General features: G+C 59.5%; 20 protein-coding genes, 1 other RNA gene and 1 pseudogene. 10 read left to right on the top strand and 12 right to left on the bottom strand.

What is annotated here, in order from left to right:
* Window positions 1-7 precede the first annotated feature (7 nt).
* The 4 genes from ACTWLJ_RS03230 (at window position 8) to ACTWLJ_RS03215 (ending at window position 6,583) form a co-directional block, all read left to right on the top strand.
* Complete coding sequence (locus ACTWLJ_RS03230) at window positions 8-1,576, top strand: FGGY-family carbohydrate kinase (RefSeq protein WP_445179840.1); 1,569 nt, start codon at window positions 8-10, stop codon at window positions 1,574-1,576.
* 239 nt (window positions 1,577-1,815) lie between these two features.
* Window positions 1,816-3,105: a phospholipase gene (locus ACTWLJ_RS03225; RefSeq protein ID WP_445179839.1), complete on the top strand. Its 1,290-nt coding sequence runs from the start codon at window positions 1,816-1,818 to the stop codon at window positions 3,103-3,105.
* A 48-nt stretch (window positions 3,106-3,153) separates the two neighbouring features.
* Window positions 3,154-5,112, top strand: coding sequence for a DUF1302 domain-containing protein (locus ACTWLJ_RS03220; protein ID WP_445179838.1), 1,959 nt, complete (start codon window positions 3,154-3,156; stop codon window positions 5,110-5,112).
* 97 nt (window positions 5,113-5,209) lie between these two features.
* Entirely contained in the window at window positions 5,210-6,583 is a 1,374-nt protein-coding gene (locus tag ACTWLJ_RS03215; RefSeq protein ID WP_445179837.1) for a DUF1329 domain-containing protein, read from the top strand.
* 178 nt (window positions 6,584-6,761) lie between these two features.
* Here ACTWLJ_RS03215 and ACTWLJ_RS03210 read toward each other — a convergent pair whose 3' ends face one another.
* A complete protein-coding gene (locus ACTWLJ_RS03210) occupies window positions 6,762-7,466 on the bottom strand; it encodes a methyl-accepting chemotaxis protein (protein ID WP_401216439.1) in 705 nt (234 codons plus the stop codon).
* A 201-nt stretch (window positions 7,467-7,667) separates the two neighbouring features.
* Window positions 7,668-8,546: pseudogene (locus ACTWLJ_RS03205) on the bottom strand (methyl-accepting chemotaxis protein); the annotation flags it as partial.
* A gap of 387 nt (window positions 8,547-8,933) precedes the next feature.
* On the opposite strand from ACTWLJ_RS03205, the gene ACTWLJ_RS03200 reads away from it, so the two are divergent.
* Both ACTWLJ_RS03200 and ACTWLJ_RS03195 read left to right on the top strand, forming a co-directional pair.
* A complete protein-coding gene (locus ACTWLJ_RS03200) occupies window positions 8,934-9,605 on the top strand; it encodes a histidine phosphatase family protein (RefSeq protein WP_445179836.1) in 672 nt (223 codons plus the stop codon).
* Entirely contained in the window at window positions 9,602-10,435 is an 834-nt protein-coding gene (locus ACTWLJ_RS03195; protein ID WP_445179835.1) for a phosphatase PAP2 family protein, read from the top strand. The genes ACTWLJ_RS03200 and ACTWLJ_RS03195 overlap by 4 nt, the downstream gene beginning before the upstream one ends.
* 136 nt (window positions 10,436-10,571) lie before the next feature.
* On the opposite strand, the gene ACTWLJ_RS03190 is transcribed toward ACTWLJ_RS03195, so the two are convergent.
* Window positions 10,572-12,011, bottom strand: a complete 1,440-nt coding sequence (locus ACTWLJ_RS03190; RefSeq protein ID WP_445179834.1) for an ArnT family glycosyltransferase — start codon at window positions 12,009-12,011, stop codon at window positions 10,572-10,574.
* A gap of 69 nt (window positions 12,012-12,080) precedes the next feature.
* Window positions 12,081-12,668 (bottom strand): ribosomal protein S5-alanine N-acetyltransferase, encoded by a 588-nt coding sequence (gene rimJ / locus ACTWLJ_RS03185; RefSeq protein WP_445179833.1) that lies wholly within the window; start codon window positions 12,666-12,668, stop codon window positions 12,081-12,083.
* A 169-nt stretch (window positions 12,669-12,837) separates the two neighbouring features.
* On the opposite strand from rimJ, the gene ACTWLJ_RS03180 reads away from it, so the two are divergent.
* Together ACTWLJ_RS03180 and ACTWLJ_RS03175 are read left to right on the top strand one after the other, a co-directional pair.
* Window positions 12,838-13,416, top strand: a complete 579-nt coding sequence (locus ACTWLJ_RS03180) for a GNAT family N-acetyltransferase (RefSeq protein ID WP_401216410.1) — start codon at window positions 12,838-12,840, stop codon at window positions 13,414-13,416.
* Between the two features lie 259 nt (window positions 13,417-13,675).
* Window positions 13,676-15,517, top strand: a complete 1,842-nt coding sequence (locus ACTWLJ_RS03175; protein WP_445179832.1) for a tetratricopeptide repeat protein — start codon at window positions 13,676-13,678, stop codon at window positions 15,515-15,517.
* A 51-nt stretch (window positions 15,518-15,568) separates the two neighbouring features.
* On the opposite strand, the gene ACTWLJ_RS03170 is transcribed toward ACTWLJ_RS03175, so the two are convergent.
* The gene (locus tag ACTWLJ_RS03170) at window positions 15,569-16,975 is read right to left on the bottom strand and encodes a DUF2252 domain-containing protein (protein WP_445179831.1); all 1,407 of its coding nucleotides are present in this window, start codon (window positions 16,973-16,975) and stop codon (window positions 15,569-15,571) included.
* A 140-nt stretch (window positions 16,976-17,115) separates the two neighbouring features.
* Here ACTWLJ_RS03170 and ACTWLJ_RS03165 point away from each other — a divergent pair, with 140 nt between their 5' ends.
* Entirely contained in the window at window positions 17,116-18,054 is a 939-nt protein-coding gene (locus ACTWLJ_RS03165) for a YeeE/YedE thiosulfate transporter family protein (RefSeq protein ID WP_445179830.1), read from the top strand.
* Between the two features lie 10 nt (window positions 18,055-18,064).
* On the opposite strand, the gene ACTWLJ_RS03160 is transcribed toward ACTWLJ_RS03165, so the two are convergent.
* Window positions 18,065-18,496: a hypothetical protein gene (locus tag ACTWLJ_RS03160; protein ID WP_445179829.1), complete on the bottom strand. Its 432-nt coding sequence runs from the start codon at window positions 18,494-18,496 to the stop codon at window positions 18,065-18,067.
* Window positions 18,497-18,686: 190 nt separating this feature from the next.
* Here ACTWLJ_RS03160 and ACTWLJ_RS03155 point away from each other — a divergent pair, with 190 nt between their 5' ends.
* A complete protein-coding gene (locus tag ACTWLJ_RS03155) occupies window positions 18,687-19,727 on the top strand; it encodes a DMT family transporter (RefSeq protein WP_445181314.1) in 1,041 nt (346 codons plus the stop codon).
* Between the two features lie 85 nt (window positions 19,728-19,812).
* Here ACTWLJ_RS03155 and ssrA read toward each other — a convergent pair.
* The 6 genes from ssrA to ACTWLJ_RS03125 all read right to left on the bottom strand — a co-directional run bounded on the left by ssrA (window position 19,813) and on the right by ACTWLJ_RS03125 (window position 26,459).
* Window positions 19,813-20,201: a transfer-messenger RNA gene (gene ssrA, locus ACTWLJ_RS03150) on the bottom strand.
* A 96-nt stretch (window positions 20,202-20,297) separates the two neighbouring features.
* The gene (locus ACTWLJ_RS03145) at window positions 20,298-20,576 is read right to left on the bottom strand and encodes a hypothetical protein (RefSeq protein ID WP_445179828.1); all 279 of its coding nucleotides are present in this window, start codon (window positions 20,574-20,576) and stop codon (window positions 20,298-20,300) included.
* 129 nt (window positions 20,577-20,705) lie between these two features.
* Window positions 20,706-23,516 carry an FAD-binding and (Fe-S)-binding domain-containing protein gene (locus ACTWLJ_RS03140; RefSeq protein WP_445179827.1) on the bottom strand — a complete coding sequence of 937 codons (2,811 nt, stop codon included), beginning with the start codon at window positions 23,514-23,516 and terminating at the stop codon, window positions 20,706-20,708.
* Entirely contained in the window at window positions 23,513-24,184 is a 672-nt protein-coding gene (locus ACTWLJ_RS03135) for a LutC/YkgG family protein (RefSeq protein WP_445179826.1), read from the bottom strand. Before ACTWLJ_RS03135 ends, ACTWLJ_RS03140 begins: the two co-directional genes overlap by 4 nt.
* A complete protein-coding gene (locus ACTWLJ_RS03130) occupies window positions 24,184-25,638 on the bottom strand; it encodes a LutB/LldF family L-lactate oxidation iron-sulfur protein (protein WP_445179825.1) in 1,455 nt (484 codons plus the stop codon). Before ACTWLJ_RS03130 ends, ACTWLJ_RS03135 begins: the two co-directional genes overlap by 1 nt.
* Window positions 25,635-26,459: a (Fe-S)-binding protein gene (locus ACTWLJ_RS03125; protein WP_445179824.1), complete on the bottom strand. Its 825-nt coding sequence runs from the start codon at window positions 26,457-26,459 to the stop codon at window positions 25,635-25,637. The genes ACTWLJ_RS03130 and ACTWLJ_RS03125 overlap by 4 nt, the downstream gene beginning before the upstream one ends.
* Window positions 26,460-26,565: the final 106 nt, after the last annotated feature.

The following is a 26,565-nucleotide window of genomic DNA, read 5'->3' as shown; positions in this document are numbered from 1 at the left end:
GAGCTCCATGGATAACCACCCGAACAAGCGTTACCTGCTGGCGATCGACAATGGCACCCAGAGCGTGCGCGCATTGCTTTTTGATTTGCAGGGCAATCTGCTGGGCAAAGGCAAGGTCGAGTTGCAGGCGTATTACTCGACCCAACCCGGCTGGGCCGAGCAGGACCCGGAATATTACTGGGCGAAACTCGGTGAGGCTTGCCAGCAAGTATGGGAGCAAACCGGGATTGATCGTTCACAGATCGCCGGGGTGTCGCTGACGACTCAGCGCGGTACGGTGATCAACGTCGATGCCGAGGGCAAGCCATTGCGCCCGGCGATTCTCTGGCTCGATCAGCGCCAGAGCGAAGTCGAGGGCGGCATCAAGGGGCCGTGGGGCTGGCTGTTCAAACTGGTGGGCGCGCAAGCCACCGTGGATTATTTTCGCGCTCAGGCCGAAGCCAACTGGATCGCTCGACACCAGCCGCAAGTGTGGGCGGCGACCGACAAGTTTCTGCTGCTCTCGGGGTTTCTTACCCATCGTTTGTGCGGGCGCTTTGTCGATTCCGTGGGCTGTTGCGTCGGCTACTTGCCGTTCGACTTCAAACGCCTGAAATGGGCCGCACCCTCGGACTGGAAATGGCAGGCGCTGGCGGTGCGTCCCGAGCAATTGCCGAGCCTGCACAAACCGGGTGAAACCCTCGGCTACATCACCGCCGAAGCCAGCCGTCACACGGGGATTCCCGAGGGATTGCCGCTGATTGCTGCGGGTGCCGACAAGGCCTGTGAAGTGGTCGGTTCCGGCGTGGTCGATGCGAGCACGGTGTGCCTGTCGTACGGCACCACGGCGACGATCACCAGCACCCGTTCGCGCTACCGGGAAATCGTCCCGTTGATTCCGCCGTACCCGTCGGCAGTGCCGGATCAGTACAACTGCGAGGTGATGATTTATCGCGGCTACTGGATGGTCAGTTGGTTCAAGAACGAGTTCGGTTTGCGCGAGATGCAGCAGGCAAAAGAGCAGGGCATCGAGCCCGAACAACTTTTCGATGAGCTGGTCAACGCTGTGCCGCCGGGGTCGATGGGGCTGACTTTGCAACCGTATTGGTCGCCGGGGATTCGCGAGCCGGGCGTGGAAGCCAAAGGCGCGATGATTGGCTTCGGCGATGTGCACACCCGCGCGCACATTTACCGGGCGATTCTCGAAGGGCTGGCGTATGCCTTGCGCCAGGGCATGGAGAAAATCGAGCAACGCTCGAAGGTCTCGATCAAGCGCTTGCGAGTTGCCGGTGGCGGCTCGCAGAGCGATGCGGCGATGCAGCTCACGGCGGATATTTTCGGTCTGCCGGCCGAGCGGCCACATGTGTATGAAGCGTCCGGGCTGGGCGCGGCGATTTGCTGTGCGGTGGGGTTGGGGCTGCACGCGGATTTTCCCGCAGCGATTGCGGCGATGACGCGAGTGGGTGCGGTGTTCATGCCGCAGCCCGAGGCGCAGCTGGTCTATCAGCGCCTGTACAAAGAGGTCTATCTGCGCATGTATCGACAGCTCAAACCGTTGTACCAAAGCATCCGCAAAATCACCGGCTACCCCGCTTAACCCAACACCCCATTTCCCTGTAGGAGTGAGCCTGCTCGCGATAGCGCTATGTCAGCCAACACACACGTTGACTGACCCAACGCTATCGCGAGCAGGCTCACTCCTACAGTGTTCAGGCGTTTTTTGCGTCAGGCAAGTGGCGCTATCGGAGAACTTTTCTGGTGAGATTGGACAGTGTCAGCGCCGGGGACGGTTGTTAGGCTCAACCCCCACAGCACATCCAATAAGAACTAAAAGCAATGAAGCTGACATTCCTCCTGTTGCTGCTTTGTGCGACGACCTCGACTGCCTGGGGCTGGTCAAACCATACGGTCGGCAGCTACCTGGCGTTGCAGGATCTGCCAGCGCTGCGCGATGCACCGCAGGTCGAAGTCGCGCCGCTGGAGCAGTTCCTTTCCGAGCAATATTCAGCCGTCGCCGTGCTGCTTGAAGAGCAGGAACGCTTCGCCCGCGAGCACTTCGTTCAATACCCGCGGCGTCCCGACAATCTGCGTCTGCCAGACGTACCGGGGGACAATCTGCGCCACGACTTTCTCACCGCGCTGCGGATCAATCCGCAGATCCATCTGGCGATGGTCATTCAGCCGATGCCCGGCAAAGACTTGCCCGAACGTGAGCATCTCAAGGCCGAGCAGGTGATGGTCGAGCAAACCCTCTCACCATGGAATCGTCAGCGCTTCATTCGTCTCGATGATCAGGAAAAAGTCACTGCGCTGGCGGTGTTGGCCAGCGCTGCCGACGAGCCGGATTACGGTCATGACATTAACCTGTTTAGCGACAACCCCGGCGCAGTTGGCGTGTTGTACGGCTTCGGCCCGCAGCCGTTCGGCGATGCGCGGTTTCAGTACAGCTCGCAGGCGCCGTTTCACATGGGCTTCTTCCATGAAAGCCCGGTGGTGTACGCCGCTGCCGGATTTCTCGAGCGCAGCTGGCCGGACTGGCGTGCCTATCAGTACATGGGGCTGGCGCGACTGGCGTTCGCCACGGGTCATCGTTACTGGGGTTATCGCTTTCTTGGCTGGGGCCTGCATCACGTGCAGGACCTGACTCAGCCGTATCACGCCAAGCCATTGCCCGGAGTCGACCTCGCCAGCCTGCTTTTGCTGGAAGGCAAGGCGCTGGCCGGTTTTGATGCCGACAAAAAGGCCTCCATCGAGCGGGTCGCCACCCGGCACATGGAAGTCGAGAAATATCAGTCCACCTGGCTGCGCCGCGTGCTGCGTGCCGGTCAGGCGCATCCGATGCTCGCCGCCTACACCGATTCGGCCAAGGACCAAGCTTATCCGCCGTACTCCGTGGATTACCTGCGCGAAGTGGTGAGCGCCGAGTCCGTCGAAGACTCCGCCGCGTTCGATGAAGCCATCGGTCAGTGGCTGGAAACCGCACCGGTCACCAGTGATTTCAGCAGCGGCAATCAGCTGCAACGCGAAGATTTCAACCATCCGGCACTCAACGAGCAACTGTTCAAACTGCTCGGCCATTTCGGCGCGCACAGCCGGATTTATGTCAGCGCGGGATTGGCCCCATAGCCATCGCAGCAACACCAAAAACAATAAGAACAGGGAAGGAGAACACAGATGATCAACACCCGATTTCGCCTGACCGGCGCGGCGCTCCCCGGCGTCGGCCTGGCAGGGCTGCTGCAACTGTGCGCGATCGATGGTGCGCACGCCGTGGAGTTCAGCGTGCTGGACAAACAGGTCACCGGTTCGATCGACACGACCCTGTCCTATGGGCGTTTATGGCGGGTGCAGGGCCGGGACAAGAACAACGATGACGTCAACACCAACGACGGCAATCGCAACTTCGACACCGGGCTGGTTTCCGAGGTGTACAAGATCACCTCGGAGCTTGAAGCCAACTATCAGAACTACGGGTTGTTCGTGCGCGGCACGGCGTTTTACGACACGCAGTTGATGGACAAACGCAACGATTACTACCGCAACAACAGCCCGTCGCAGCCGAGCCAGAGCTACCCGAACGACGACCGTTTCACCAGTCAGACTCGCGACATCGCCGGCAGCCGGATCGAGATGCTCGACGCCTACGTCCACGGCAGTTGGGACGTTGCACAGATGCCGGTCACTGCGCGTGTCGGGCGTCAGGTGTTCAACTGGGGCGAGGGGATTTTCTATCGCGGCGGGATCAACACCACCAACCCGGTGGACGCGGCCAAGTACCGCTTGCCCGGTGCCGAGGTCAAGGAAGTGCTGGTGCCGGTAGAGGCGCTGAGCTTCAACGTCGGCCTGACCGACAGCCTGACCATGGAAAGTTTTTATCAGACCAACTGGAAAGAAACCCGCATCGACCCGGTCGGCACGTTCTATTCGCAGACCGACCTGTTCGCCGATGGCGGCAATACCGGTTACAACAATTTCAGCGGCACCGCCCTCGACACGCCAGTGCCGGGTTTCGGCAACGTCATCGGTCTGTACAGCGCACTGGGTAATAACCCGACGCTCGGTCCGGCGCTGAAAAGCACTGGCCTGTACGCCAACGGCGTGACTCCGGCCTACGGCAACACGCTCAAGGTCGCGTCCATCGGCAAGGATTACAACGCGCGCAACGACGGCCAGTTCGGTTTCGCTTTTCGCTACATCGCCGAACAACTCAACAGCACCGAGTTCGGCTTGTACATGGTCAATTACCACGCCAAGGAACCGACCATCGCCGCCGATCTCGGTGGTTACAAGGGCATCGACATGAACGCCCTGACCAACATGCTTACCCCGGTCGCTGGCAGTCAGGCCGGAGCACTCGCCAATGGTCTGGCCACTGCTGATGTCATGGGCAATATCCAGGCGCATCGACGCTACGCCGAAGACATCCGCATGTACGGCTTCAGCTTCAACACCACGCTGGGCGAGGCCTCGGTGTTCGGCGAGATCGCTTATCGGCCGAACCTGCCTATCGGCGTCGCGGCCACCAACGACTTGATCGGTGACCTGGCCAACGGTGCCGCTGCTGCAGTGACCGGCAAGGCGATCAACGTCGGCGGGCAGATGGTCACGCTGAACAGCGAGATCAATAACGCCGAGCGCGTTGAGGCGTTCAACACCTCGCTGGGGAGCATCTACAACTTTGGTCCGACCCTGTCGTTCGACTCGATGTTCGGTGTGTTCGAACTGGCCTCCGAGCATCTGCGCGGCAGCAGTCTGCAATACACCGCTTACGACGGCAGCAAGCGTTACTACGCCGGCACCGGTAACTATTCGTATGTGTCCGGCGGCGATCGCGACGATCAGGTCAACCGTGATTCCTACAGCTACACGGTGATGTTCAACGGCACCTGGAACGACGTGTACGCCGGGGTCAACGTCTCGCCCTACGTCGTCTACAAGGATGACTTCAAGGGCAACAGCTATCAGGCAGGCAACACCATCGAGGGCCGCAAGGCTTACACGCTGGGGATCAAGGCCAACTACCAGAACAAGCTCGAAGCCGAGCTGCAATACACCGAGTTCTATGGTGGCGGGCAGGACAACGGCCTGCGTGACCGCGACAACGTTGGCTTCAACCTCAAGTATTTCCTTTAAGTCCAGTACGCAGATCCTCTGTGGGAGCGAGCAAGCTCGCTCCCACAGGGGGATCTGCGGTGATTTACAGACCTCACTCCCCTTTCGGAGAACGATCATGTTTTACACATCACGATTTGCTAAAACCGCGCTGGCGCTTATGTTGAGTCTCAGCGCAGGCACCGCACTGGCCGCCATCTCACCGCAGCAAGCCGAGCAACTGAAAACCACCCTCACGCCACTCGGCGCCGAGCGTGCCGGCAACGCCGCCGGGACGATTCCCGCCTGGTCCGGCGGCATCACCCAGGCGCCGGCAGGCTACAAACCGGGTCAGCATCACCCTGATCCCTATGCGGCAGACAAGCCGCTGTTCACCATCACCAAAGCCAACCTTGACCAGTACAAGGCCCACCTCAGCCCGGGCCAGATCGCGCTGTTCAACAGCTACCCCGACACGTTCCAGATGCCGATCTACACCACTCGCCGTTCAGGCTCGGCGCCGCAGTGGCTGTATGACAACACCTTCAAAAACGCGACGTCGGCCAAGCTGCTGGAAGGCGGCAGCGGTTTCTCCGATGCCTACGGCGGCGTGCCGTTTCCGGTGCCCAAGGACGGAGTCGAAGTGCTGTGGAATCACATCACCCGTTATCGTGGGATCTACGTGGTCCGCCGCGCTTCCGAAGCGCCGGTACAGCGCAACGGCAGTTTCGCGCTGGTGACTTCGCAGCAGGAGGCGCTTTTCAATTACTACCGTCCGGGCGGGCAGTTTGCCGACCTGAAAAACATCCTGTTTTATTACCTCGCATTCGTGAAGAGCCCGGCGCGGCTGGCCGGTGGTGCGGCGTTGATTCACGAGACGCTGGATCAGCTCAAGGATGCGCGTCAGGCCTGGGTCTACGACGCCGGCCAACGCCGCGTTCGCCGTGCGCCGAACCTTGCCTATGACACGCCGATTGCCTCATCCGATGGTCTGCGCACAGCCGACGACACCGACCTGTTCAACGGTTCGCCAGACCGCTATGACTGGAAGCTCAAGGGCAAGCAAGAGATTTACATACCGTACAACAGCTACAAAGTCGGCAGCCCCGACGTGAAGTACGCGCAGTTGCTCACCCCGGGCCACCTCAACCCGCAATACACCCGTTATGAGCTGCACCGAGTCTGGGTCGTCGAAGGCACACTGAAACCGGGCGCTCGGCATATCTATTCGAAACGCGTGCTGTTTCTCGACGAGGACAGCTGGGGCGCCGCACTGGTCGATCAATACGACGGGCGAGGGGAGTTGTGGCGGGTGTCGATGGCCTACCTGAAAAACTTCTACGACCTGCCGACCACCTGGAGCGCACTGGACGTCTTTCACGACTTGCAGGCCCGCCGTTACTACGTGCAGAACCTCGACAACGAAGAGTCGGAAACCGTCGACTTCGCCCAGGCAGTGCCGGAAGACGCGTATTTCATGCCGTCAGCCTTGCGCCAACGCGGAACCCGCTGAGAGGCGAATCACGATCTCTGTTGGAATTCAGTGGATATCGAGGTGACCGAGCTTACGCAATCGCGGGCAAGCCCGCTCCCACAGGTAATGAGTCGAACACAAAATCTGTGAATGACTCAAAACCCTGTGGGAGCGGGCTTGCCCGCGATTGGATTGTCGCTTCAGCGTTGAGCGAAAGTCAGACGCGGAAGTGGCTGACCAGCGTCTGCAACTGGCCGCCCAAACGTGCCAGTTCAATGCTGGACTTGGCGGTTTCGTCGCTGGCGGCGGCGGTCTGTTCCGACACGTCGCGTACGTTGATGATGCTGCGGCTGATCTCTTCGGCCACGGCGCTTTGCTGTTCGGCGGCAGCGGCGATCTGCTGGTTCATCGACTGGATGTTCGACACCGTGCGGGTGATGTTTTCCAGAGACGAACCGGCCTTGCGGGTCAGCGCTACGCTGCTGTCGGTCAGGGCGCGGCTGTTGTTCATTACCGCCGAAACCTGTTGAGTGCCGTTCTGCAGACCGGCCACCAGTCCTTCGATTTCTTCGGTGGATTTCTGTGTGCGTTGGGCCAGGCCACGAACTTCGTCGGCAACCACGGCGAAACCACGACCGGCTTCACCGGCACGTGCCGCTTCAATCGCCGCGTTGAGTGCCAGCAGGTTGGTCTGTTCGGCGACGGCTTTGATCACGTCCATCACGCTGCCGATCTTGTCGCTTTCCTGTTGCAGCACGCTCATGGCTTCGGTGGAACGCGCCACTTCGCTGGCCAGACGCTCGATCTGCGCGATGGCTTCGTTGACCACTTTGTCGCCTTCGCGGGCCTGGCCGTCAGCGGCGGCTGCGGCTTGCGAGGCTTCTTCGGCGTTGCGCGCAACTTCCTGCACAGTGGCAGTCATTTCGTGCATCGCAGTGGCAACCTGATCGGTTTCGATTTTCTGGCTGTTGACGCCAGCACTGGTCTGCTCGGTAACGGCTGACAGTTCTTCAGCGGCGCTGGCGATCTGCGTGACGCCGTCGCGGATGCCGCTGATCAGGTCGCGCAGGGTCACGCCCATACGGGCGATGCCTTGTTGCAGCACACCGATTTCGTCGCGGCGGGTGACTTTGACATCTTGGGTCAGGTCGCCGCTGGCGATGCGCTCGACCACGGCCAGGGTTTCTTGCAACGGGCGGGTGATCTGACGGGTGATGATCACGGCGGCAATCACGCCGACCAGCAGTGCCAGCAGAGTGCTGATCAACTGGAAGGTACGCGCCTGAGCGCTTTCGATGTCACGGCGGTCGAGTTGAATTTGATACAGCTGCTCGCTCAGGGCCACGATGGTGGTGCCCTGATCGGTCATTTCCTTACGCGCCTGCACGGCGTCAGTGTTGGCGTTTTTATACGCCATCAACGCGTTGCGATAGTTGACCAGTGCGGTCTCCAGTTGACGCAGGGTGTCTTGCTGGCTGTCGGCAAAGTGCACGCTGAGTTGCTTGAGACTGGCGATGGCCACGTCGAGTTGGCCGACGGCTTTCTGCTCGGTCTCGGCGTTGGTGGTGGCGGTGTAACCGCGCACTTCGTAGCGCGCGAGGATGAACGCTTCCTTGGCGGTAGTGATCGCCTGGAACTGTTCGAAACGCTGTTCGCTCATGGCCATCTGCTGGACGCGGTTGCTGATCGACTCGATCAGGTTGTAGGCGCTCTCGGCATTGACGCTCATGGTGTCGCGGGCGCTGTTGCCGGTGCGGTAGGCATTGCGCATTTTGTTCAGGGACGTCTGGTACTCGGCGATGGTCGCCGCCTGCTCCTTGAGCAGTTTGACGTTTTCCGGGCTCTTGAATTTGCTGATCAGCGCTTGTTGCTGGGCGGCGAAACCTTCAAGGGTGGTCTGCACATTCTGTGCGGCGGTTTCGTCGCCGTTGGTCAGCATGTATTGCAGGCGCACCACGCGCAGTTTGGTCAGGCCGGAGTTGAGCTGGGTGATATCGCTCATCCAGTTACTGCGGTCAATCAGGCCGCCGAGGCTGGTCCAGCCAGTCAGGGCGAGGACGCAGGTCAGTGCCAGAACCAGGCCGAAGCCCAAGCCCAGTTTGAGGTTCACGCTGATGTTGCCGAACCAGCTATTCATCACAATTCCTCCAGAAACGTTGGTTTCTTGATCGTCAGTTAGGCTGGAAGATTGTTGTTTTTTTGAGCCAGCAAGGGTGTTAGCAGGTCTGTATCGGCCGCAAACGCGAGAGCTGAAAGGATTTTGTCCTGTGGAATTTGTAACAAGGAAATCCCAAGGTTTTTTTCACAAGAGTTTCACTGGCTGCCCACGGGCAGATCTTTACCCTCGCCGCATCGTGATAAGTGACGCATGCCGGTGAGGTGGATTTTTGTGGAATTGAGACTGAGTCTGTTCGGCGTAAAACGCTCGATTGATCTGAGCGGGCTGGCGCGCTTTCGCAATACCTGGGTGGTATTGGCGGCGTCGGTGCTGGTCATTCCGTTGACCCTGTGGCTGCTAGCGCCCTCCGCAGTGCCTGATCTGGCCCACGGTAATGCGTCCGGGGCCAAGGCCTTGGCGACGGGCTGGGCCAAGGGCGAGATGATCGTGCTGGTGCGCCACGTCGAGCGTTGCGACCACTCGAAGGCGCCATGCCTGAGCGGCAACGACGGCATCACCGATCGTTCGCGCAGTGTCGCGGTGGCGGTCGGTGCGCAGTTCGAACACCTGGGCCTGGACAAGGCCGACATCTACAACAGCCCGGTACTGCGCACCGTGCAGACCGCCGGCTACATGTTCAACAAGGCTGCCACCGGCGAAGACTGGTTGATCAATTGCAAGGGCCGCATGTTGCAGGATGCTCTCGCGCACAAAGTGCCCGGGCGTAACCTGATTCTGGTGACCCACAGCGAATGCATGGCGCAACTGGAGAAAGACCTCAAGGTGCCGGCGTCGAACCTCGGCTACGGCGCGTCACTGTTCGTTTCCGCTGCCAGCCCGGCGGCCCCACAGATGCTCGGCTTCATTGAAGCTTCCGACTGGCGCACGGTGACCACCCGATGACTTCACGTTTTTATGCAATCAACTTCGGCATCCCGCTGGTTTGCGCGGCGCTGGTGTTCTGCCTGTTCGACATGACCAACATCGATGTCGCCTTCAGCAACCTGTTGTTCGATCCGCTGACACACAGCTTCCCGCTCGACAAGATTCACTTCTTCGAGAAACTTACCCACAAGTGGGCGCGGATCATTCCGAACTGGACAGCGGAAATTGCGCTGATCGGGGCGATGCTGTCGGTGGTCTGGCCGCTGGTCAATCCACAGAAACGTCCGCGTCTGGCGGGTTTTCTGGATCGCAGCAAAGTCGCGCCGTTACTGCGATTTACCGCCGATCATCGTCGGGACTTTCTGTTTGTGGTGGTTGCCTTCGCGGTTTGTACCGGGGTGATTCATTTTCTCAAGTCGCACACCAGCGTTTACTGCCCGATCGAAACCACGCTTTACGGCGGCCAGATGGCCCACATCGAGTGGTACAGCAACTTCCAGTTGTTCCATGAAGCCGGTGCTGGCCGTTGCTGGCCGGGTGGGCATGCGTCGGGCGGATTTACCATGATGGCGCTGTACTTTGTCGCACGCCGTTATCAATGGCGTTTCTCCAGCGCCTTGTTGTGGGGCTCGTTGTTGCTCGGTTTCGTTTATGGCACCACGCGGGTTCTGCAAGGCTGGCATTACATGTCGCACACGTTCTGGGCCGGGGTGTTTGTCTGGCTCGCGTGTTTGCTGACGGCGCTGGCGTTTTATGGGCGGGCGCGGCTGGATAAGCCGGTGCTGCAAAAGCATCAACTGCCTGTAACTGCCGCATCGCCATCGACTCTGGAAATGCCCACCCACTGAGCATCCAATAACCTGTGGCGAGGGAGCTTGCTCCCGCTGGACTGCACAGCAGTCCCCTGAAGAGGGGCCGCTTCGCGACCCAGCGGGAGCAAGCTCCCTCGCCACAGGGGGTGGTGTCTGTTTTTTGGACGCTAGATCAGTAGCTGACGAAGTAGTACGCCTGGCGCCCGACCATCAGCGACTTGAGCACCTTGAATGGCGCGACAGGGTCGCTGTCTCCGGCCATTACCGCCACATGGGAAGTGGAGGCCGCAAGAAAGTCCTTAAGTTGCGCATCGGTATCCAGTCCGTTAAGCACGCTCTGCGTATAAAACACGCTGGCGCCGCCCAACCGTTCGTTGGCCTGAAACAGCGCAACCTGATGACCGCTGGCTTGCAGGGTCTGGATGTGTTCGGTCAGTGGCAGGAAGGACAGTTCTTTGTCGGCGCGCGGCAACGCCCATTGCGCGGCAGCCAGATAGCTGCCGATGACCAGCGTCAGTACGCCGATGGCCAGGGGCTGACGATGGCGGGCAATCCGGCCAACCAGGCGTTGCGTGCTTTCACGCTGTTTCAATCTCTCCCACAACACGCCCGCGTACTCAGCCGCGATCACCGCTGCGGCCGGGGTCATCGACATCAGGTACACCGTGCGTTTGCTCGACGCCAGGGTCAGCATGATGAATTGCGCAACGATCCACAGGCTGAAAAACAGCAGATAACGGTTGGCCTTCAACTCCTTTCGGAAGTGCCACAACCCCAGATACACCAGAATATTCCACGGCAGGAACGCTTCCGGCAACTTGGCGAGGTAGTAATAGAACGGTTCATAGTGACCTGCCTCGACGAACGAGCCGCTGAAGCGCCCGACGCTGTTGGTCAGCAGCACTTCGCCAACGGCTTGCGCGCCGCCGCGCTGATAGAGCACCGCCAGCCAGATCAGCAGCGGTATCAGGCCGGCCAGCGTCAGCAGTCCCGGGCGCAGCCAGTCGCCGATTTTCAGGCGCTTGTCCATCAGGTTGTCCGCCAGCAAGTAGGCAAAAATCACCACCCCCGGCATCGCCAGACCGAGCACGCCTTTGCTCAAAGTGGCAATCGCAATGCCGGCGACAAACAGCAACGAATTCCCCATCGTCGACGAACGTTGCGCCTGAAAGAACGCCAACAGTGCCATGGTCACACCGAGCGCCAGCAGCGCATCCTCGCCGACCCCGCGTACGTTGCTCCAGTAACTGGCCATGGTTGCCAGCAGAATGCCCGCCGTCCACGCAATCATCTTCGGCCGCCCGAAACGCCGCAGCATGCCGTACAACAGCATCACGCTGAGCAGCCCGGCCACCGCCGACGCCAGCCGCACCGCCCACGGCGAAACACCGAACACGCGCATCGCCCCGGCGTCCAGCCACAGGCTCAGGGGTGGTTTTTCCAGGAACGGGGCGCCGAACAGACGCGGTGTCACCCAGTCATCGTCCAGATGCATTTCCATTGCAATCCCGGCGACCCGGGCTTCGGTGGAGCCTTGCAGTTGATGGTTACCCAGCGCGAAGAAAAACAGCAGGGCGGCAAGCAAAAACAGTGAAGTGGCGGCACGAGGCATGAGTTTCAGGCAACCGGATAGGGTGAGAATCAGGAGAATACTTCGCCAATGCTTAACAAATTGTGAAACTCATCCAAGTCGTCGCGACCAGCGCTGATCCGGCGCTTCGAATTGCTGATTGACCAGTGAGGTCAGCACATGATCCTGCCAGCGTCCGGCAATGTTCAGATACGCCTTGGCGTAGCCTTCCTGCTCAAAGCCCAGACGCTCCAATAGCCGGGCGCTGCGCTCGTTGCCGGGAATGTAGTTGGCCATGATCCGGTGCAGGTTCTGGCTGTCGAACATATAGGCGATCCCCGTTTCCAGCGCCTCCTGCATCAAACCCTGGCCCTGATGGTCTGCATCGATGTGGTAACCCAGATAACACGCCTGAAACGCCCCGCGAATGATCCCGCTGAAATTACAGGCGCCAATCATCTGCTCACCATCGGGCGTCAGTAGCGCGAAATGCACCGCGAGCCCGACTTCGAAAGCGCTGGCCTGCACTTCGAGGCGTCGGCTGATTTGCTCGGTGGAGAAATAATCGGTGGTGCGGATCGGCGACCACGGCGCGAGATGACGCTGGTTGCGCTGGTAAAAAGCGCTTTCCAGGTGCGCCTGTTCCGGAGCAAGTACCGCGAGGGTCAGGCGTTGGCAGGGCAGGGACAGCAGCGGCATCGGGTGCTCCAGTGAGTGAGGCCAAAGGGCAGAATTGCCCGATGCGGCAGAAAATACAAACGGGTTGTGAATGAGCAGCCCTATAAATCTGGCGGCCAGTTGCACATGCAAGAATGGGGTATGCCTTTTTACATAAAAGAGGTTTCGAGCAATTTTCAGGGAGCGTGCAATGGAATTCGCGTTTACGGTCGGCCCGGAGTCGCTGACGTTGAGGTCCCCGGACCCGGCGTTGTGTGAGGCGTTCCAGCGAGCGCTGAATGTCAGTTATCCGCAGCATTCGGAGTTTTTGCACTGGGCCCGACCACACACCACCGAGGAGCAGGCGCTTGAATCCTTGCTGCGTGCTCGTGATCAGTTCTGCGATGAAACCGGTGAGCGCCGATGGTTCATCGTCAGTGCTGACGGGCAATCCATCATTGGCTGTATCGGCTTGAAACCGCGTCAACATGGCCGTTTTGTTGTTGGTTACTGGGTCAACACTGAACATTCGGGCAAAGGCTATATGTGCGCTGCTCTTGCGTTGTTGGTGAGGTATTGGCCTGACTCGACGTTTTACCTGACCACTTCGTCGGCCAATCTACGCAGCCAGCGCCTGGCCGAAGCGGCGGGCTTTGCCTTGATCAGGGTTCACCCTCGGGCTCGACAATCGCAATGCCATGGTGTGCAAGACACATACGTGTATCGCTTCGCCGCCAAACGCCAGGCAAAAAAAAGCCCGCAGGAGAGCGGGCGAACCGTAGTTTCTTGAATGAGCGAGTGGACTGTACAGGTTTGATTACAAGGGAGCGGTGAAGAAAAATTCATCTGGTTTGTCGCGCAATTCATCCCGCTTACAAGGCGTGAAAAACGCAGTCGGCGCAAACAGCGCTTCACGCTGAGGAGCCTCGGCAGTCATCATAGGCAACTAAATGCATGGCGGACTGTTCAGGCAAGCCAATCGGCAAGCCTTCTCTGATTCAGAGCACGCGTCGCAAACCGGATGATTTCTCTACAAGGAGTAGAAGCACATGTTGCATCGCATTGTTCCCATGATCCTGGCTGCGTTTGTCTGCTGCGCGCAGGCCGAGGCTCAGGTCCCGACAATGCCGGCCCCTAACGCGGCGGCGCTGTTGCGCGACGCACAACGCTTGAACCGCGAAGGCTTGTTGGCGCAGGCCACGGTTGCAGCTAGAGCGGCCATGGAGACCGGACGCAGCAGCGGTGGCGTCCTCGACTTCACCGACCTTGATGCTGGAACCTTGTTGGTTGAACTGCTGCACAAGCAGGCCCGATACGACGAAGCCCGCCAAGCCGCGCACGAGCAGATTGCGTACTGGGACCGGCAAGCTGCCGCCGACGGGCGCTCGAATCGACGCGACCCGCGGATTATCAGCATGCTTGGCCGGGCCATCGAAGCGAGCATGCAGGCGGGTGAGAAAACACAGGTCACCGGTCTGCAGGAAAAACTGTTCGCCGTTGCCAGCCCCGATGCCAGTTTATGGAGTTTGTCGCAGCAAGAGCCGCGCTTGCATTACACCCTGGCTGATTTTTTGATGCCGCTGATGCTCGGGCAGTGGAAAGTGACGAAGTTCGAGCCAGCGGAAAGACGCGATGCCAACACCTATGTCCTTTATACGCAGGAGTTGAAGGGCGGGCGTTTGAGTGCCGAGATCGCCTTGTCTTATGACGAAGCCCAACGCAGGGTAAGTGCCGCACAGCGCCAGGAATCGCTCAAGTCCTACCAGCAGCGGCACCAGGTAACCCCACTTGAATTGGCGATGCCTGATCTCGCCCTTGATGGTCTGACATCTTTCAAACGCGGAGAGCCATCGGTGTGTGAGGGCAAGGAGTGCATCAATGTTCACTGGCTGATGCAACGTGGCGATTGGCGCATGGACATCGATGTAACGTTTGCTCCGGGAGACGAGGCTCTGGCCGCGGAGCAAATGCACCAGTTGTTTGCCGCGCTGAAATGGAACAGCGCACCACCGTTGTTTCGCCAGCGGCCGATGGCCGAGCAAGTTCGCGATATCGAGTCAACTGCAGCGATTCCCGGCGGCATGAACAAGGCGGCTGATCTGGCGCAGCAGGCGCTGCCCGATGCGTACTTTGCGCCAGAAATCGCACGGCTGCAGACCTACATTGGCCTGGCGCAATACCGCCAGGGAAACCTCGACGCTGCACGCCGCTCGCTGGACGTGGCCATGCCTGCCTGGGAGAGCGCCTATGCCGATGAAATCCTCCGTCACAATGCGTTCGACTACGCAGCGGACATCGCTTATCGCCAGGGGCGAAACCAGGAGGCTGTCGCACTGAGCCGCAAACTCATCGCGTGGATGGAAACTGGTGCGACGTTAGGCTGGGCCGTACCGAAGGACGGAAATACCTTGGTCAACCGCATCAAAGGCGTGCACTTACCTCTGCGGGTCGGCGATTACCGTGTGCGCATGGAATCCCAAGGTCGTTTCTTTTATGAAAATCTGCAGACCGGGGCACAACTGGGTCTCACCGTGGGCATGTCGCAGTCGTCTGACCAGGAACTGGAATCATTGCTGCGGGACTTCATGTCGAAAACCCTGAGCCTGCAAGCCGCCGGTGTACGCAAGACAGGGTTTTCACCCAAGTCGGATGCCAGTGGCGGCGCCCAGCCAAGCGGACACCAATGGGAGTTCGATGTAACGCCGCTGCCGGACGAACAACAGGTCTCCAGTGAGGATCTGTTCAGTGGCATCACGCACAAGACACCGACGAAGATGGTCTTCTGGATTGTCGATCGCAAAGAGCAACGATCGATGCTGCGCGCACCTGTCACGGACAGTGGTCGATCAAGGCTCGAAGCGGAACAAATTGCCAAAGCGCTATCGTGGTAGAGGCGGGTTGCCGGGGCTGGATTTATCCTGCCTCCGGCATTTTGAGCTGACTCAGGGCATGTGATCCGCCGCGAAATCCGCCTCCGAACGCGCACGCAATCGGCCCTTGCGACAGGCTTCCTGAAAGCGCTCGAAGTCGCGTTCATTCTGCTCGGTATAGTTTCGCGAATATTTGACCAGCGCATCCGCCAGTGCATCGCCCTTGCCGATGTAACCGCTGATCTGTGCCGCGTTGCCGGATGCCTTGGCATGGGCGCGAGCCAGCGCCCGACCGCAAACTCGTGCGTAAGCGGCGAAGGTTTCGGCGTCGAAGTTTTCCAGTTCGGCGGAAATCTTCATGTCGCGTAATTGCCGCACATAAAAATGCCGACCGTTGGGGCCGGTGGTCCAGCCGAGGAACAGATCACTGGCCGACTGCATCAATCGCTGCCCTTCGACCACCCGTTGCCCTTCGTGACGCACCCGGCATCTGGCCTTGACGTAGTCGGCCAGCACCGAGCGCCGCGCTTCCTTGAATTGCAGAAACAGTGGGCATTCCTGATCGTCAGTCAGCAGCGCCACCAGACAGCGGGTGCCGACACTGCCGACGCCGACCACTTTGAACGCCATGTCATGCACGTTAAAACGCGATAGCAACTCGCGTCGGTCAGCCTGAAGCGTACCCCGATAATCACGCATGAACGTGTCATACAGCGGGCGCCAATCCGAGAGCCGCAACCAGTCATCGTCGGCGTCCAGCAGCGTCGTATTTTTGTGCAGATGGAAAATCTCCGGCAGGTCATCGCGAATGGTCAGATGTCCCTTGGCATCGCGCTCGCTGATCTTTGGGAGCAGTTCGGCGTGGGTGCGCCGCTCGGCTTTGTCGATGGCCCGCTGCACATGTTCCAGCGCACTCTTGCGCGCCTGATCGAGCAGGTCTTCATAACGGATGGACTCGTACCAGGTTTCCAGCGCACCTTGTTCGGCGCACTCGAGCATGGTCGCTTGATAAGCGCTGACCATCTGCCGGCAGACATCTTCCTCGACTGAATCGCCATGGCGCAGATCACGCGCCGCGACTACGAAGCTGGCCGCCAGCCGTTTCACATCCCATTCCCACGGTCCCGGATGGGCTTCGTCGAAATCATTGACGCTGAACAGCAGATTGCGCTCCGGCGTGGCGAATCCGCCGAAATTCATCAAGTGCGCGTCCCCACAGATCGGCCCGGTCAGCCCCATGTCCGGCGTGCTCGACAGATCGTGGGCCTGCAACAGCGCATTGCCGCGAAAAAAGGTGAACGGCGAGACCAGCATGCGTCCATAACGCAATTCCACCAGCGATGCGACGCGGCCCTGACTCGATGCCTTGATCAACGGGATCGGGTCGCGGTTCATCTTGCCGGTGGATGCCTGAGCACTTCGCGAGCAGTCCTTGCGGGCATCCTTGCCTTGTTGCATACGGTCTTTGAGGGTGGTCATGAGCGCTCTTTTTGTCGGCGTTGGAGGGCGATTGCGCTGTGAGTGTAGAAGGGGTTTCGCGGTTTATCCGGCGGGCTGCATAGCGACTAACCTCTACCTCAGCGTTCGTCCGATCCCGCGACCCGGAAACAGGGAGGCTTGTGCTTTCACTGCTGATCTCGTTGCTGCTGGCCTTCCTCATCGGCTGGGTGTCCCAGCGTATGGGCATGTGTCTGGTGAATGCCACCGGACAACTGCTGCGGCGCCGCCCGACGCTGTTTGTCGCGTTGATTTCCTGCGGCTTGTTCGGCCTGCTGCTGGGGCCGTTGTATGGTGCGTTCGGCTTCAGTCAGCCGCTGTTCATTCCTGAAGTCGGCTATTGCTCGCTGGTCGCTGGCGGGCTGTTATTTGGTCTTGCTTCGGTGCTGAATGACGGATGCAGCGTCGGCACCCTGACCAAACTGGCCAGTGGTCATTTCGCCAAAGCGTTCACGGTGATCGGTTGGGTGCTGGGCATCGTGCTTTGGCATCAGCTGAACATGCTCGCCGAACACAAAATCCTGCAAATGCCGACGATTTCCAGCCACCAGTATTGGCTGACCATCGGCATCGTGCTGCTGGTGCTGTTGTTCTTGATCCGCATCCACGGCGACCGGCGCGTGGTGGTTTCAAGCATGCTGCTTGGCGCGCTGACCAGCGCCCTCTACACCTTCGAACCGCTGTGGACGCCGAGCGTGTTTTTCTACGACGTCTCGCGCCTGTTCTGGTCGATGGATGACAGTGCGCTGACCGTGCAGCGCTTGGCCGTGTTCGGCATGTTGATGCTGGGCATGCTGGTTTACACCTTGCACCGCCAGACTTTTCGCTATCAGCGATTGGAAAAGTCAGCAGTGGGGCGCCATCTATTGGCGGGCGTTTTGATGGGGATTGGCGCCTCGATGATGTTGGGCGGCAATGACTCACAGATCCTGCTGGTGTTTCCGACGATGACCTGGATCGGCGTGGTGCCGCTGGCAGCGATTGTGTCGGGGATTTTGCTGGGGATTGGCGGACGGGCAGTGTTGCGCGATAACCCGAAATGGCTGTCAGGTTATCGCTGAGCAGATGTCTTCAGGGCGCTTTGTTGCTGTTCGCTTTGTCGTCGGCAAGGATCAAGGTCACCGTGTATTTGGCCACTGCATCCCGGCGTGCGGCGTTGCGCATCAGGTAAACCTGCACCGTGTATTCACCATCGGCCGGCAACGGACCGGCGAAGTGATTGCCCTTGATCGAGCCGTTGAACAGCGCCTCGTCCGAGCCCTTGGCGATGACATTGAAGTACGCAGACGTGCTGGACGGTTTGAAGTCGACGGTCAAAATCTGCCCGGCCTTGGCGTTCAGTTTGTACTCGGCGGTTTGGTAGCCCTTGATTGACTGTTTGAACTGCACACTGCCGACGGAGCTTTTGTAGGTGACTTGCTGAACCCGTGGGGCGGGCGCGTCGGCTGCGATGGCGGGCAGGGAAACCAGTAGGGCCAGAGCGGCGGCGATGTGGATTTTCATGTTTCTCCTCCTGAGTATTGATGGCGCATACGCGTAACCGTGGCGCTGAGTATAAGTTTGCATCCTTCGACGGGGAGATTTACTGCCCAAATCAGTTATTCAGTCACGAATAAGCTGTTCACATAATTCTCACCCGGGTCAGGTGATGATACCCACCTGTTCCCATCAGCCTCGCAGGGCAAATCCCATGATGAATCTGAGTGTGGTCTACGCGCTGATTGCGGCGGCGTTGTTTGGCGCCAGCACGCCGCTCGCCAAACTGTTGGGCATGCAGACATCGCCCATTCTGTTGGCCGGGTTGCTTTATCTGGGCAGCGGCCTGGGCCTGACCATCGTGCGCGTTGTTCGTGATCGAGGCTGGCGCTCCCCCGGACTTGCAGCCGGAGAATGGCCATGGCTGGTTGGTGCGATTTGCTTCGGAGGCGTGCTTGCGCCGGTTGCACTGATGTTCGGTTTGACGAGGACTTCGGGTTCAACTGCGTCGTTGATGCTCAACCTGGAATCGGTGCTCACGGCGGTATTGGCGTGGGTGGTGTTCCGGGAAAATGCTGATCGACGAATGGTGATCGGCATGCTCGCTATCGTTGCCGGCGGCGTCGTTCTATCGTGGCCGCAACGGACGGTGTCGGCGGAAGACTGGATCGGACCGCTGGCGGTGGCGTTCGCCTGCTTCTGTTGGGCCATCGATAACAACCTGACCCGCAAAGTCTCAGCCTCCGACGCTGTGTTTATCGCCGGCAGCAAAGGTCTGGCGGCGGGTCTGGTCAATTGCTGTCTGGCATTGGCCATAGGCACGCAGTTACCCAGTGCCGCGACGATTGCACCGATCATGCTGGTCGGGTTTCTCGGCTACGGCGTCAGCCTGGTGGCGTTCGTCCTCGCCCTTCGTGGTCTTGGAAGTGCTCGCACCGGTGCGTACTTTTCCACAGCGCCATTTCTGGGCGCGGGAATCTCGATACTGATACTGGGCGAGTCAACCTCGCTGATGTTCCTGATCGCTGCGGCACTGATGGCCATCGGCGTGTGGATTCACCTCACGGAGAATCATGCTCACGAGCATCAACATGAACCCCTCGAACACCGCCACCGCCATACGCATGATGAACATCACCAGCATCAGCATGATTTTGAGTGGGACGGGGTAGAGCCGCATAGTCATCCGCATGAGCATGTGCCGATCAGGCATAGCCATCGGCATTTTCCGGATATTCATCATCGGCATGGGCATTGATTGGGGGGCTGTGATTGAGGGGGAATGAAAGATGAAACTCCAGATGCAACAAAGCCCGCACTGGGCGGGCTTTGTTGTTTAGCGTTGGTGGAGCCGGGGGGATTTGAACCCCCGTCCGCCAGTACTCCGCTGTCGGTACTACATGCGTAGCCGTGTCTATTAAGTTAACCCTCAGCGACCCGACGGGCAGGGTGCTTTGGGCGAGTTGTGTAAGTTTTAGCCGATTCGTCCACAACGTACTGCACGGCGATTCTGTTCTATATGACAATCATTTTGGGTTTACAGACATCCCCTGATGATTGCTGGACCCGAAGGTACCAGGAGCATTGTCAGCTGCAATTAAGCAGCGAGAGCAACACCGTATTGGTCGTCATTGGCAACTATAAGTAGTTGCAACAGTGGATTTACGAGTTCTGTTACCAACTCGGCATGCACCTAAAGTTTCGCAACCGGCGTCGAATCCTAAACGGCCCCGAACTCATTGCTCAGTACATCTGTTTGAGCAACAAGCCTGCGCAGTGTACGCCAATCGGCCGGCAAGGCCAACCGGAAGGTTGGCCGCGGCTACGATCAGTTGTTGGTGCCGGTGGCTTTGCGCAGTTCCAGGATGGTTTGCGAGGTTTCTGCAACGCAGTCGTCGATCTTGCCCTGAGCCTTGAGTGCCTGAGCCTTTGCCACGCTGGTTTCAGCACGCTGACTCAGCTCTGGCGACGATGACAGCTGCCCTTTGGCGTTGTTGATGGTTTGGATATTGGCATCACACAGATCGGCTGGTTTGCCAGCGGCGAACGAGGTGGAAGCCAGCATCGAGGCAGTAACGAACAGGCCCAGCAATACAGAACGGTTCATAGGTATCTCCTTGAACTGAGGGCTCCAGACTTCGTTGGCCGTCAGTACGGGCAACCGAATGGAGGAAAAGCCCCATGTTGTGGGGCTTGTTCTGTGGACTACAGCCGTTCGCAAGGGTTCTATTTTTCTTCAGGGCGCCTTGGCTTGTGTCACCCGGTCCACCAGATAGACCAGGCCGTGGTAGTCGATTCCGCCATGTTGCGTCAGGCCGATCTCACAGGTGCGGCTGGTGGAAATCCCTTCGCTGCATTGCTGCACGGCATCCTTCAAAGTCCTTAGCGAGTGAGCGTTCAGCTCCGGCGTGGTGAAGCCTTTGTCACCGGCAAATCCGCAGCAATGAATGCCTTCGGGGATCACCACGTTGTTGCTGCACTTGCGCGCCAGATCAATCAACGCCTGACTTTCGCCAAGATGCTGGGTGCTGCACGTCACATGCACGGCAATCGGTGCTTCCTGTGGTGTGAAATCCAGTCGATCAAGCAGATGCGTACGGATGAAGCGCACCGGGTCGTACAGATCCAGACGCACATCTCCCACATCCTGTACCAATCGCAGCGTGCAGGGGCTGGTGTCGCAATAGATCGGATCGAGCCCGCCACGGCTGGCGTGGAGCAGGGCGCTGATCAGTTCCTGGCGCTTGTGTTCGGCCTGTTCGGCGTAGCCTTTGGAGGCGAATGGCTGACCGCAGCAGAGGTTGTCCTGATTGTCGGGGAAAACCACTTGGTAACCCGCCTTTTCCAGCAGGCCACGGGTTTTGTCGTACAGCGACATCTGTTCTTTATCGCCTGCTGCCGGGCCCATCACTCGTGAGACGCACGCCGCCAGATACACCACGCGCGGTCGCTCGTCCGTCACGCTCGGGCTGAAACGAATGGCTTTTTCCGGCTGCGGCATCGCATTGGACCACTGCGGCACCTGGCCTTTCGACAGGCGTGTCAGGGTCGCAGAAAGCTTCGCCAGACGCGGTGCGCCAAGCAGCATTCGCGCACCGTTGGCGACATGCAGAGTGAATCGCGCGCCTTGCAGCGTGGTGGCGAAATTTCCTTCGATCCAGTTAGCGGTTTTCTTATGCGTGGCGTGTCGTCCACGAAGCTTTTTCACCAGCTCGCCGGTATTGATGCCTACAGGGCAACGTTGCGCACACAGACCGGTGGCGGCGCAGGTTTCGATGCCTTGATATTCGTAGGCTTGCTCCAGTTCAGTGGTGTCGATGCCGGCGCGTTTTTTCGCCTGAATGTCACGCCAAATCACGATGCGCTGGCGCGGGCTCAGGGTCAGGCCTTTCGACGGGCAGACCGGTTCGCAGAAACCGCACTCGATGCACTTATCCACAATCTCGTCGGCGGCTGGCAGCGGCTTCAGGTGTTTGAGGTGGATCTGCGGATCTTCGCTGAGCACCACGTCCGGATTGAGAATACCGTTGGGGTCGAGCAGGCGTTTGAGTTGCCACATCAATTGGTAGGCATCGCTGCCCCATTCCAGCTCAACGAACGGCGCCATGTTGCGGCCGGTGCCGTGCTCGGCCTTCAGTGATCCACCGAACTCAACGGCCACCAGTTGCGCCACGTCGTCCATGAACGCTTGATAGCGTGCGACTTCTTCCGGGCTGTTGAAGCCTTGGGTGAAGACGAAGTGCAGATTGCCTTCCAGTGCGTGTCCGAAGAGGATCGCTTCGTCGTAGGAATGTTTGTCGAACAGCTCGATCAGGCGATTCACGCCGATTGCCAGTTGCTCGACCGGGAAGGTTACGTCTTCGATGATCACCGTGGTGCCGGTTTTGCGCACGGCACCGACGGCAGGGAAGGTGTCTTTACGGATCGCCCAGAGGCGGGCGTTTTCCAGCGGGTCCTCGGTGAAATCGACGCGTTTCTCCACCGGAAAACTGTTGATCGAGTCCATGATCTGCAACAGCTGTTCGTGGAGCAGCGAGGACGAGGCGGCGCGGGATTCGATCAGCAAGGCACAGGCATTATTCGACAGGTGCTGTACGAAATCCGGCATGCCGGGTTTGTCCTGCACCGAGCGCAGACTGCGCCGATCCAGAAGTTCTACCGCCGATACCGGTTGGCTTTTCAGCACTGTGACCGCGTTGCAGCAGGTTTCCACATCCGGGAACACGATCAGCGCCGAGGCCTTGTTCGGGTGGTCGATTACTGTGTCGTAAGTCACCGCGCTGATGAAGCCCAGCGTGCCTTCGGAGCCGACCAGCAGGTGGCTCAAGATATCCACAGGCTCATCGAAATCGACCAGGGCGTTGAGTGACAGGCCGGTGGTATTTTTCAGACGGTATTTGTGGCGGATTCTTGCGGCCAGTTCGGCATTAGCGCGGGTTTCGCGGCCCAATGTCGCCAGACGATCCAGCAGCTCGGCATGACTGACGCGAAACGCTGCGACGCTGGCGGGGTCTTCGGTATCGAGACGAGCGCCATCGGCCAGCACCAGACGAATGCCGGCGAGGGTGTGATAGGTATTTTGCGCAGTGCCGCAGCACATGCCGCTGGCGTTATTGGCGACAATGCCGCCGATCTTGCAGGCATTGATCGAGGCCGGGTCCGGGCCGATCTTGCGCCCGAACGGCGCCAGCCAAGCATTGGCCTGCGCGCCGATCACGCCCGGTTGCAGGCGGATTTGCGTGCCTTGGCCGCGAATCTCGCGAGCGTTCCAGTTATCCCCGAGCACGATCAAGACGGAATCGCTGATCGCCTGGCCGGACAGGCTGGTGCCAGCAGCGCGGAAGGTCACCGGGACGTGATCGCGTTGCGCGAGTTTCAGCAGCGCCACCACTTCGTCTTCGGATTCGACGCGGATTACCAGTTGCGGAATCAGCCGATAAAAACTGGCGTCGGTGCCGAAGGCCAATGTCGATAGCGGGTCGTCGAAACGCCGGTCGGCAGGAATCAGTTGTTGCGCATCACGCAGAAAATCAGCCGGAAGCGTCATTGGTCCTCCAGGATCAGCACCACCAGATCTTTCGGGCCGTGGGCGCCGTAAGCCAGTACTTGTTCGATGTCAGCGGTTTTCGACGGGCCGGACACCAGAAGCGCGTTGGTCGGCATGCCTTGGGCCCAGTTGAATTCCTGTTGCACCTGATAGAAGTTGTCGCGGATTTCGCTGGCCTTGAGCAGGGCGAAATGCACCGGCGGCACGAGGCTCATCAGGCGCGGTTCTTCGCGGGTCGGCCAGAGAATCAAACTGCCCGTCGCGGCAATTGCGCCGAGAGTGCCGGTGAGGCTGGCCGGGGTGTCGTTGAACAACTCGGCTTTCCAGTCTTCCATCGGCCGGTCGTAGGATTTCAGTGTCGGCAGCTCGGGATTGTTCGCCCAGTGTTGTGTGATTTGCTCCCCGTGAGGTGTAGTCGGTGCGATCAGCAGGCTCGGCAACTGACGGTCGCGCAGCAATTGCACGAGCAGTGCAGGCCAGCCATCAGCCGAGGTCAGGTGGATTTCGGTGTGCACCGCTTCCATCAGTTTGCGCAGTTGCGGGATGCGTTGTTCGGCGCTGTAGGTGTAGGGCTGGGTCACCAGTTCGACATCGAAGTTATCGGCAATCGGTGTGGTGCCGGTCAGACTTTTCCGTAACTTGCCGAGGATATTTTGCTTGGCGCTCATCAGCGGTCTCCCTGTTTGGCCAGATGCTCGCGGGCCATGTCGTGCAGTGAGCGGGCGGCGGGTTTCGGTGCGCTGTGGTTTTGCGTCCAGGGGCCGACATTTTTCGGCGCGAGGGCACGCAGGCGCGTGGCGAAAAAGCCGAACAGGCGATAAAGCGTCGGCGAACTGTTGAGCTTCGCCCAGGCATTCCAGATGAAGCGTTCCTTGCGCGAATACTTGCTGCCCTGGCCGCGCATCACTTGATTGGGGCTGTCCGGGGCTTTGACGTTTTCTTCGCGCAGGCGTCGCAGGATTGCCGGGATAGGAATTTTTACCGGGCACACTTCGCCGCAGGCACCGCACAGCGATGACGCGCTCGGGTGATCCGGGACTTTCGCCAGTCCGACCATGTGCGGGGTGATGATTTTGCCGATCGGTCCCGGGTAAACCTCGCCATAGGTATGGCCGCCGACACGGGTATAGACCGGGCAATGGTTCATGCAGGCGCCGCAGCGGATGCAGTTCAGCGTCTGGCGCAGTTCGCTGTCGGCGAAGGCCTGGCTGCGACCGTTGTCGAGCAACACCAGATGCACTTCCTGCGGGCCGTCGAGTTCATGTTCCTTGCGCGGGCCGGAGATCATGTTGACGTAGGTGGTGATCGGAATGCCCAGCGCCGAGCGAGTCAGCAGCGACAAAAGCGGCACCACGTCGCGCAGGTTTTCCACGACTTTTTCGATGCCCGTCACTGCGATGTGTACGGGCGGCACTGTGGTGGTCATGCGACCGTTGCCTTCGTTTTCCACCAGCAGCAGGGTGCCGGTTTCGGCCACGGCGAAGTTGACACCGGAGACGCCGATGTCCGCTTCGAAGAATTTCTGCCGCAGGACTCTGCGACCGATCTGAATGAGTTGGTCAACGTCCTTGGTGTATTCCACGCCAAGTTTGTCGTGGAACAAGGACGCGACCTGACCGGCATTCTTGTGGATCGCCGGCATAATGATGTGTGAAGGCTTCTCGTGGTCGAGCTGGACGATGTATTCCCCCATATCGGACTCCAGACATTCAATGTCTTGAGCCTCGAGGAAATGGTTCATCTCCATCTCTTCGCTGACCATCGATTTGCCCTTGATCACTTGCCGCGCCTCGTGAGCGCGGATGATCGATAAGACGATGCCATTGGCCTCGTCCACCGTTTCCGCCCAATGCACTGTCACACCGTTGCGGGTCAGGTTCTGTTCCAGTTGCTCGAGCAGGTCGGGCAACTTGGAGAGCGCGCGGGCACGGATCGAATTGCCCAGTTCACGCAAGTGTTCTCTTTCGTGGGCATCGCTGAAAGCCGCTGCCCGCTTGGTCATCAGTGAATCCATTGCAGTGCGGAAGTTGTTTCGCAACTGCTGATCACCCAAGGCGTTGTGCGCCCGGGTGCGGAAATCTTCTTCTACGGCGACCGTAGGAATAATCGTCGAGGTGCTCATTTCGCACCTCCGGTTCGTTGCCAGAGGAAGCTGGCCAGATGTTGGCCGCGCAACGCTTCCTTTTGTTTCTCCAGCGAGCCGTTGATGTTCATCAAACAGCCGCAGTCGGCACTCAACACCTTGTGCGCGCCGGATTCCTTCAGCGAGCGGGTCTTGTCAGCCACCATCGCGCCGGAAATGTCTGGCATACGGACGCTGAATGTCCCGCCGAAGCCACAGCATTCGCTTTCATGGTCATGATTGACCCGCTCCACGTTGCTCAACTGCGCCAACAACTCGCGGCCGTGCAGGTGGGTGTTCATCTCGCGACGTGCCGAACACGAAGTGTGCAGCGCCACTTTTACCGGTTCGCCGCTGTCCTTGAGCTGCACCTTGCAGACAAACAGCAGGAACTCGGCCAGTTCATAGGTACGGGCCGCGAGGGCCTGAACCTGTTGCAACGTGTCCGGCTCGTCCTTGAACAAGTCGGCGTAATGTTCGCGCAGCATGCCGGCGCAGGAACCTGACGGCACCACCACCGGATAATCCCCGGCGAACAGCGCCAGTTGCGAGCGCGCTACCGTCCGCGCCTGCTCGGTGTAACCCGAGGTGTAGGCCGGTTGTCCACAGCAGCTCTGCCCTTGCGGGTACTCGACCCGGATGCCTTCGCGCTCCAGCAAGTGGATCGCGTCCATCCCGGCTTCGGGATAGAACAAGTCGACCACGCACGTCCCGAACAGGTAGACCCGCGACGGTTTCTCGCTGGGGTACTGCCGCGGTTCGGGCAGCGGCGGTGCGACGCGGGTGGCGTTCGGCACAGCGTTGTAAAAAAGCTCGCTCATCAGGCGTGTCTCCGGGTGGACCCGGTTATCCGTCCGCTGAGGCTGCTGAATATAGAGACGCTTGCTTTCAGCAGCCTTACAGACCGGGTTGTGAATTGCTGACGCC

This window comes from Pseudomonas sp. McL0111 (assembly GCF_052567255.1).
The sequence above is the reverse complement of the archived record's forward strand: the minus strand, read 5'-3'. Positions and strand labels throughout refer to the sequence as shown.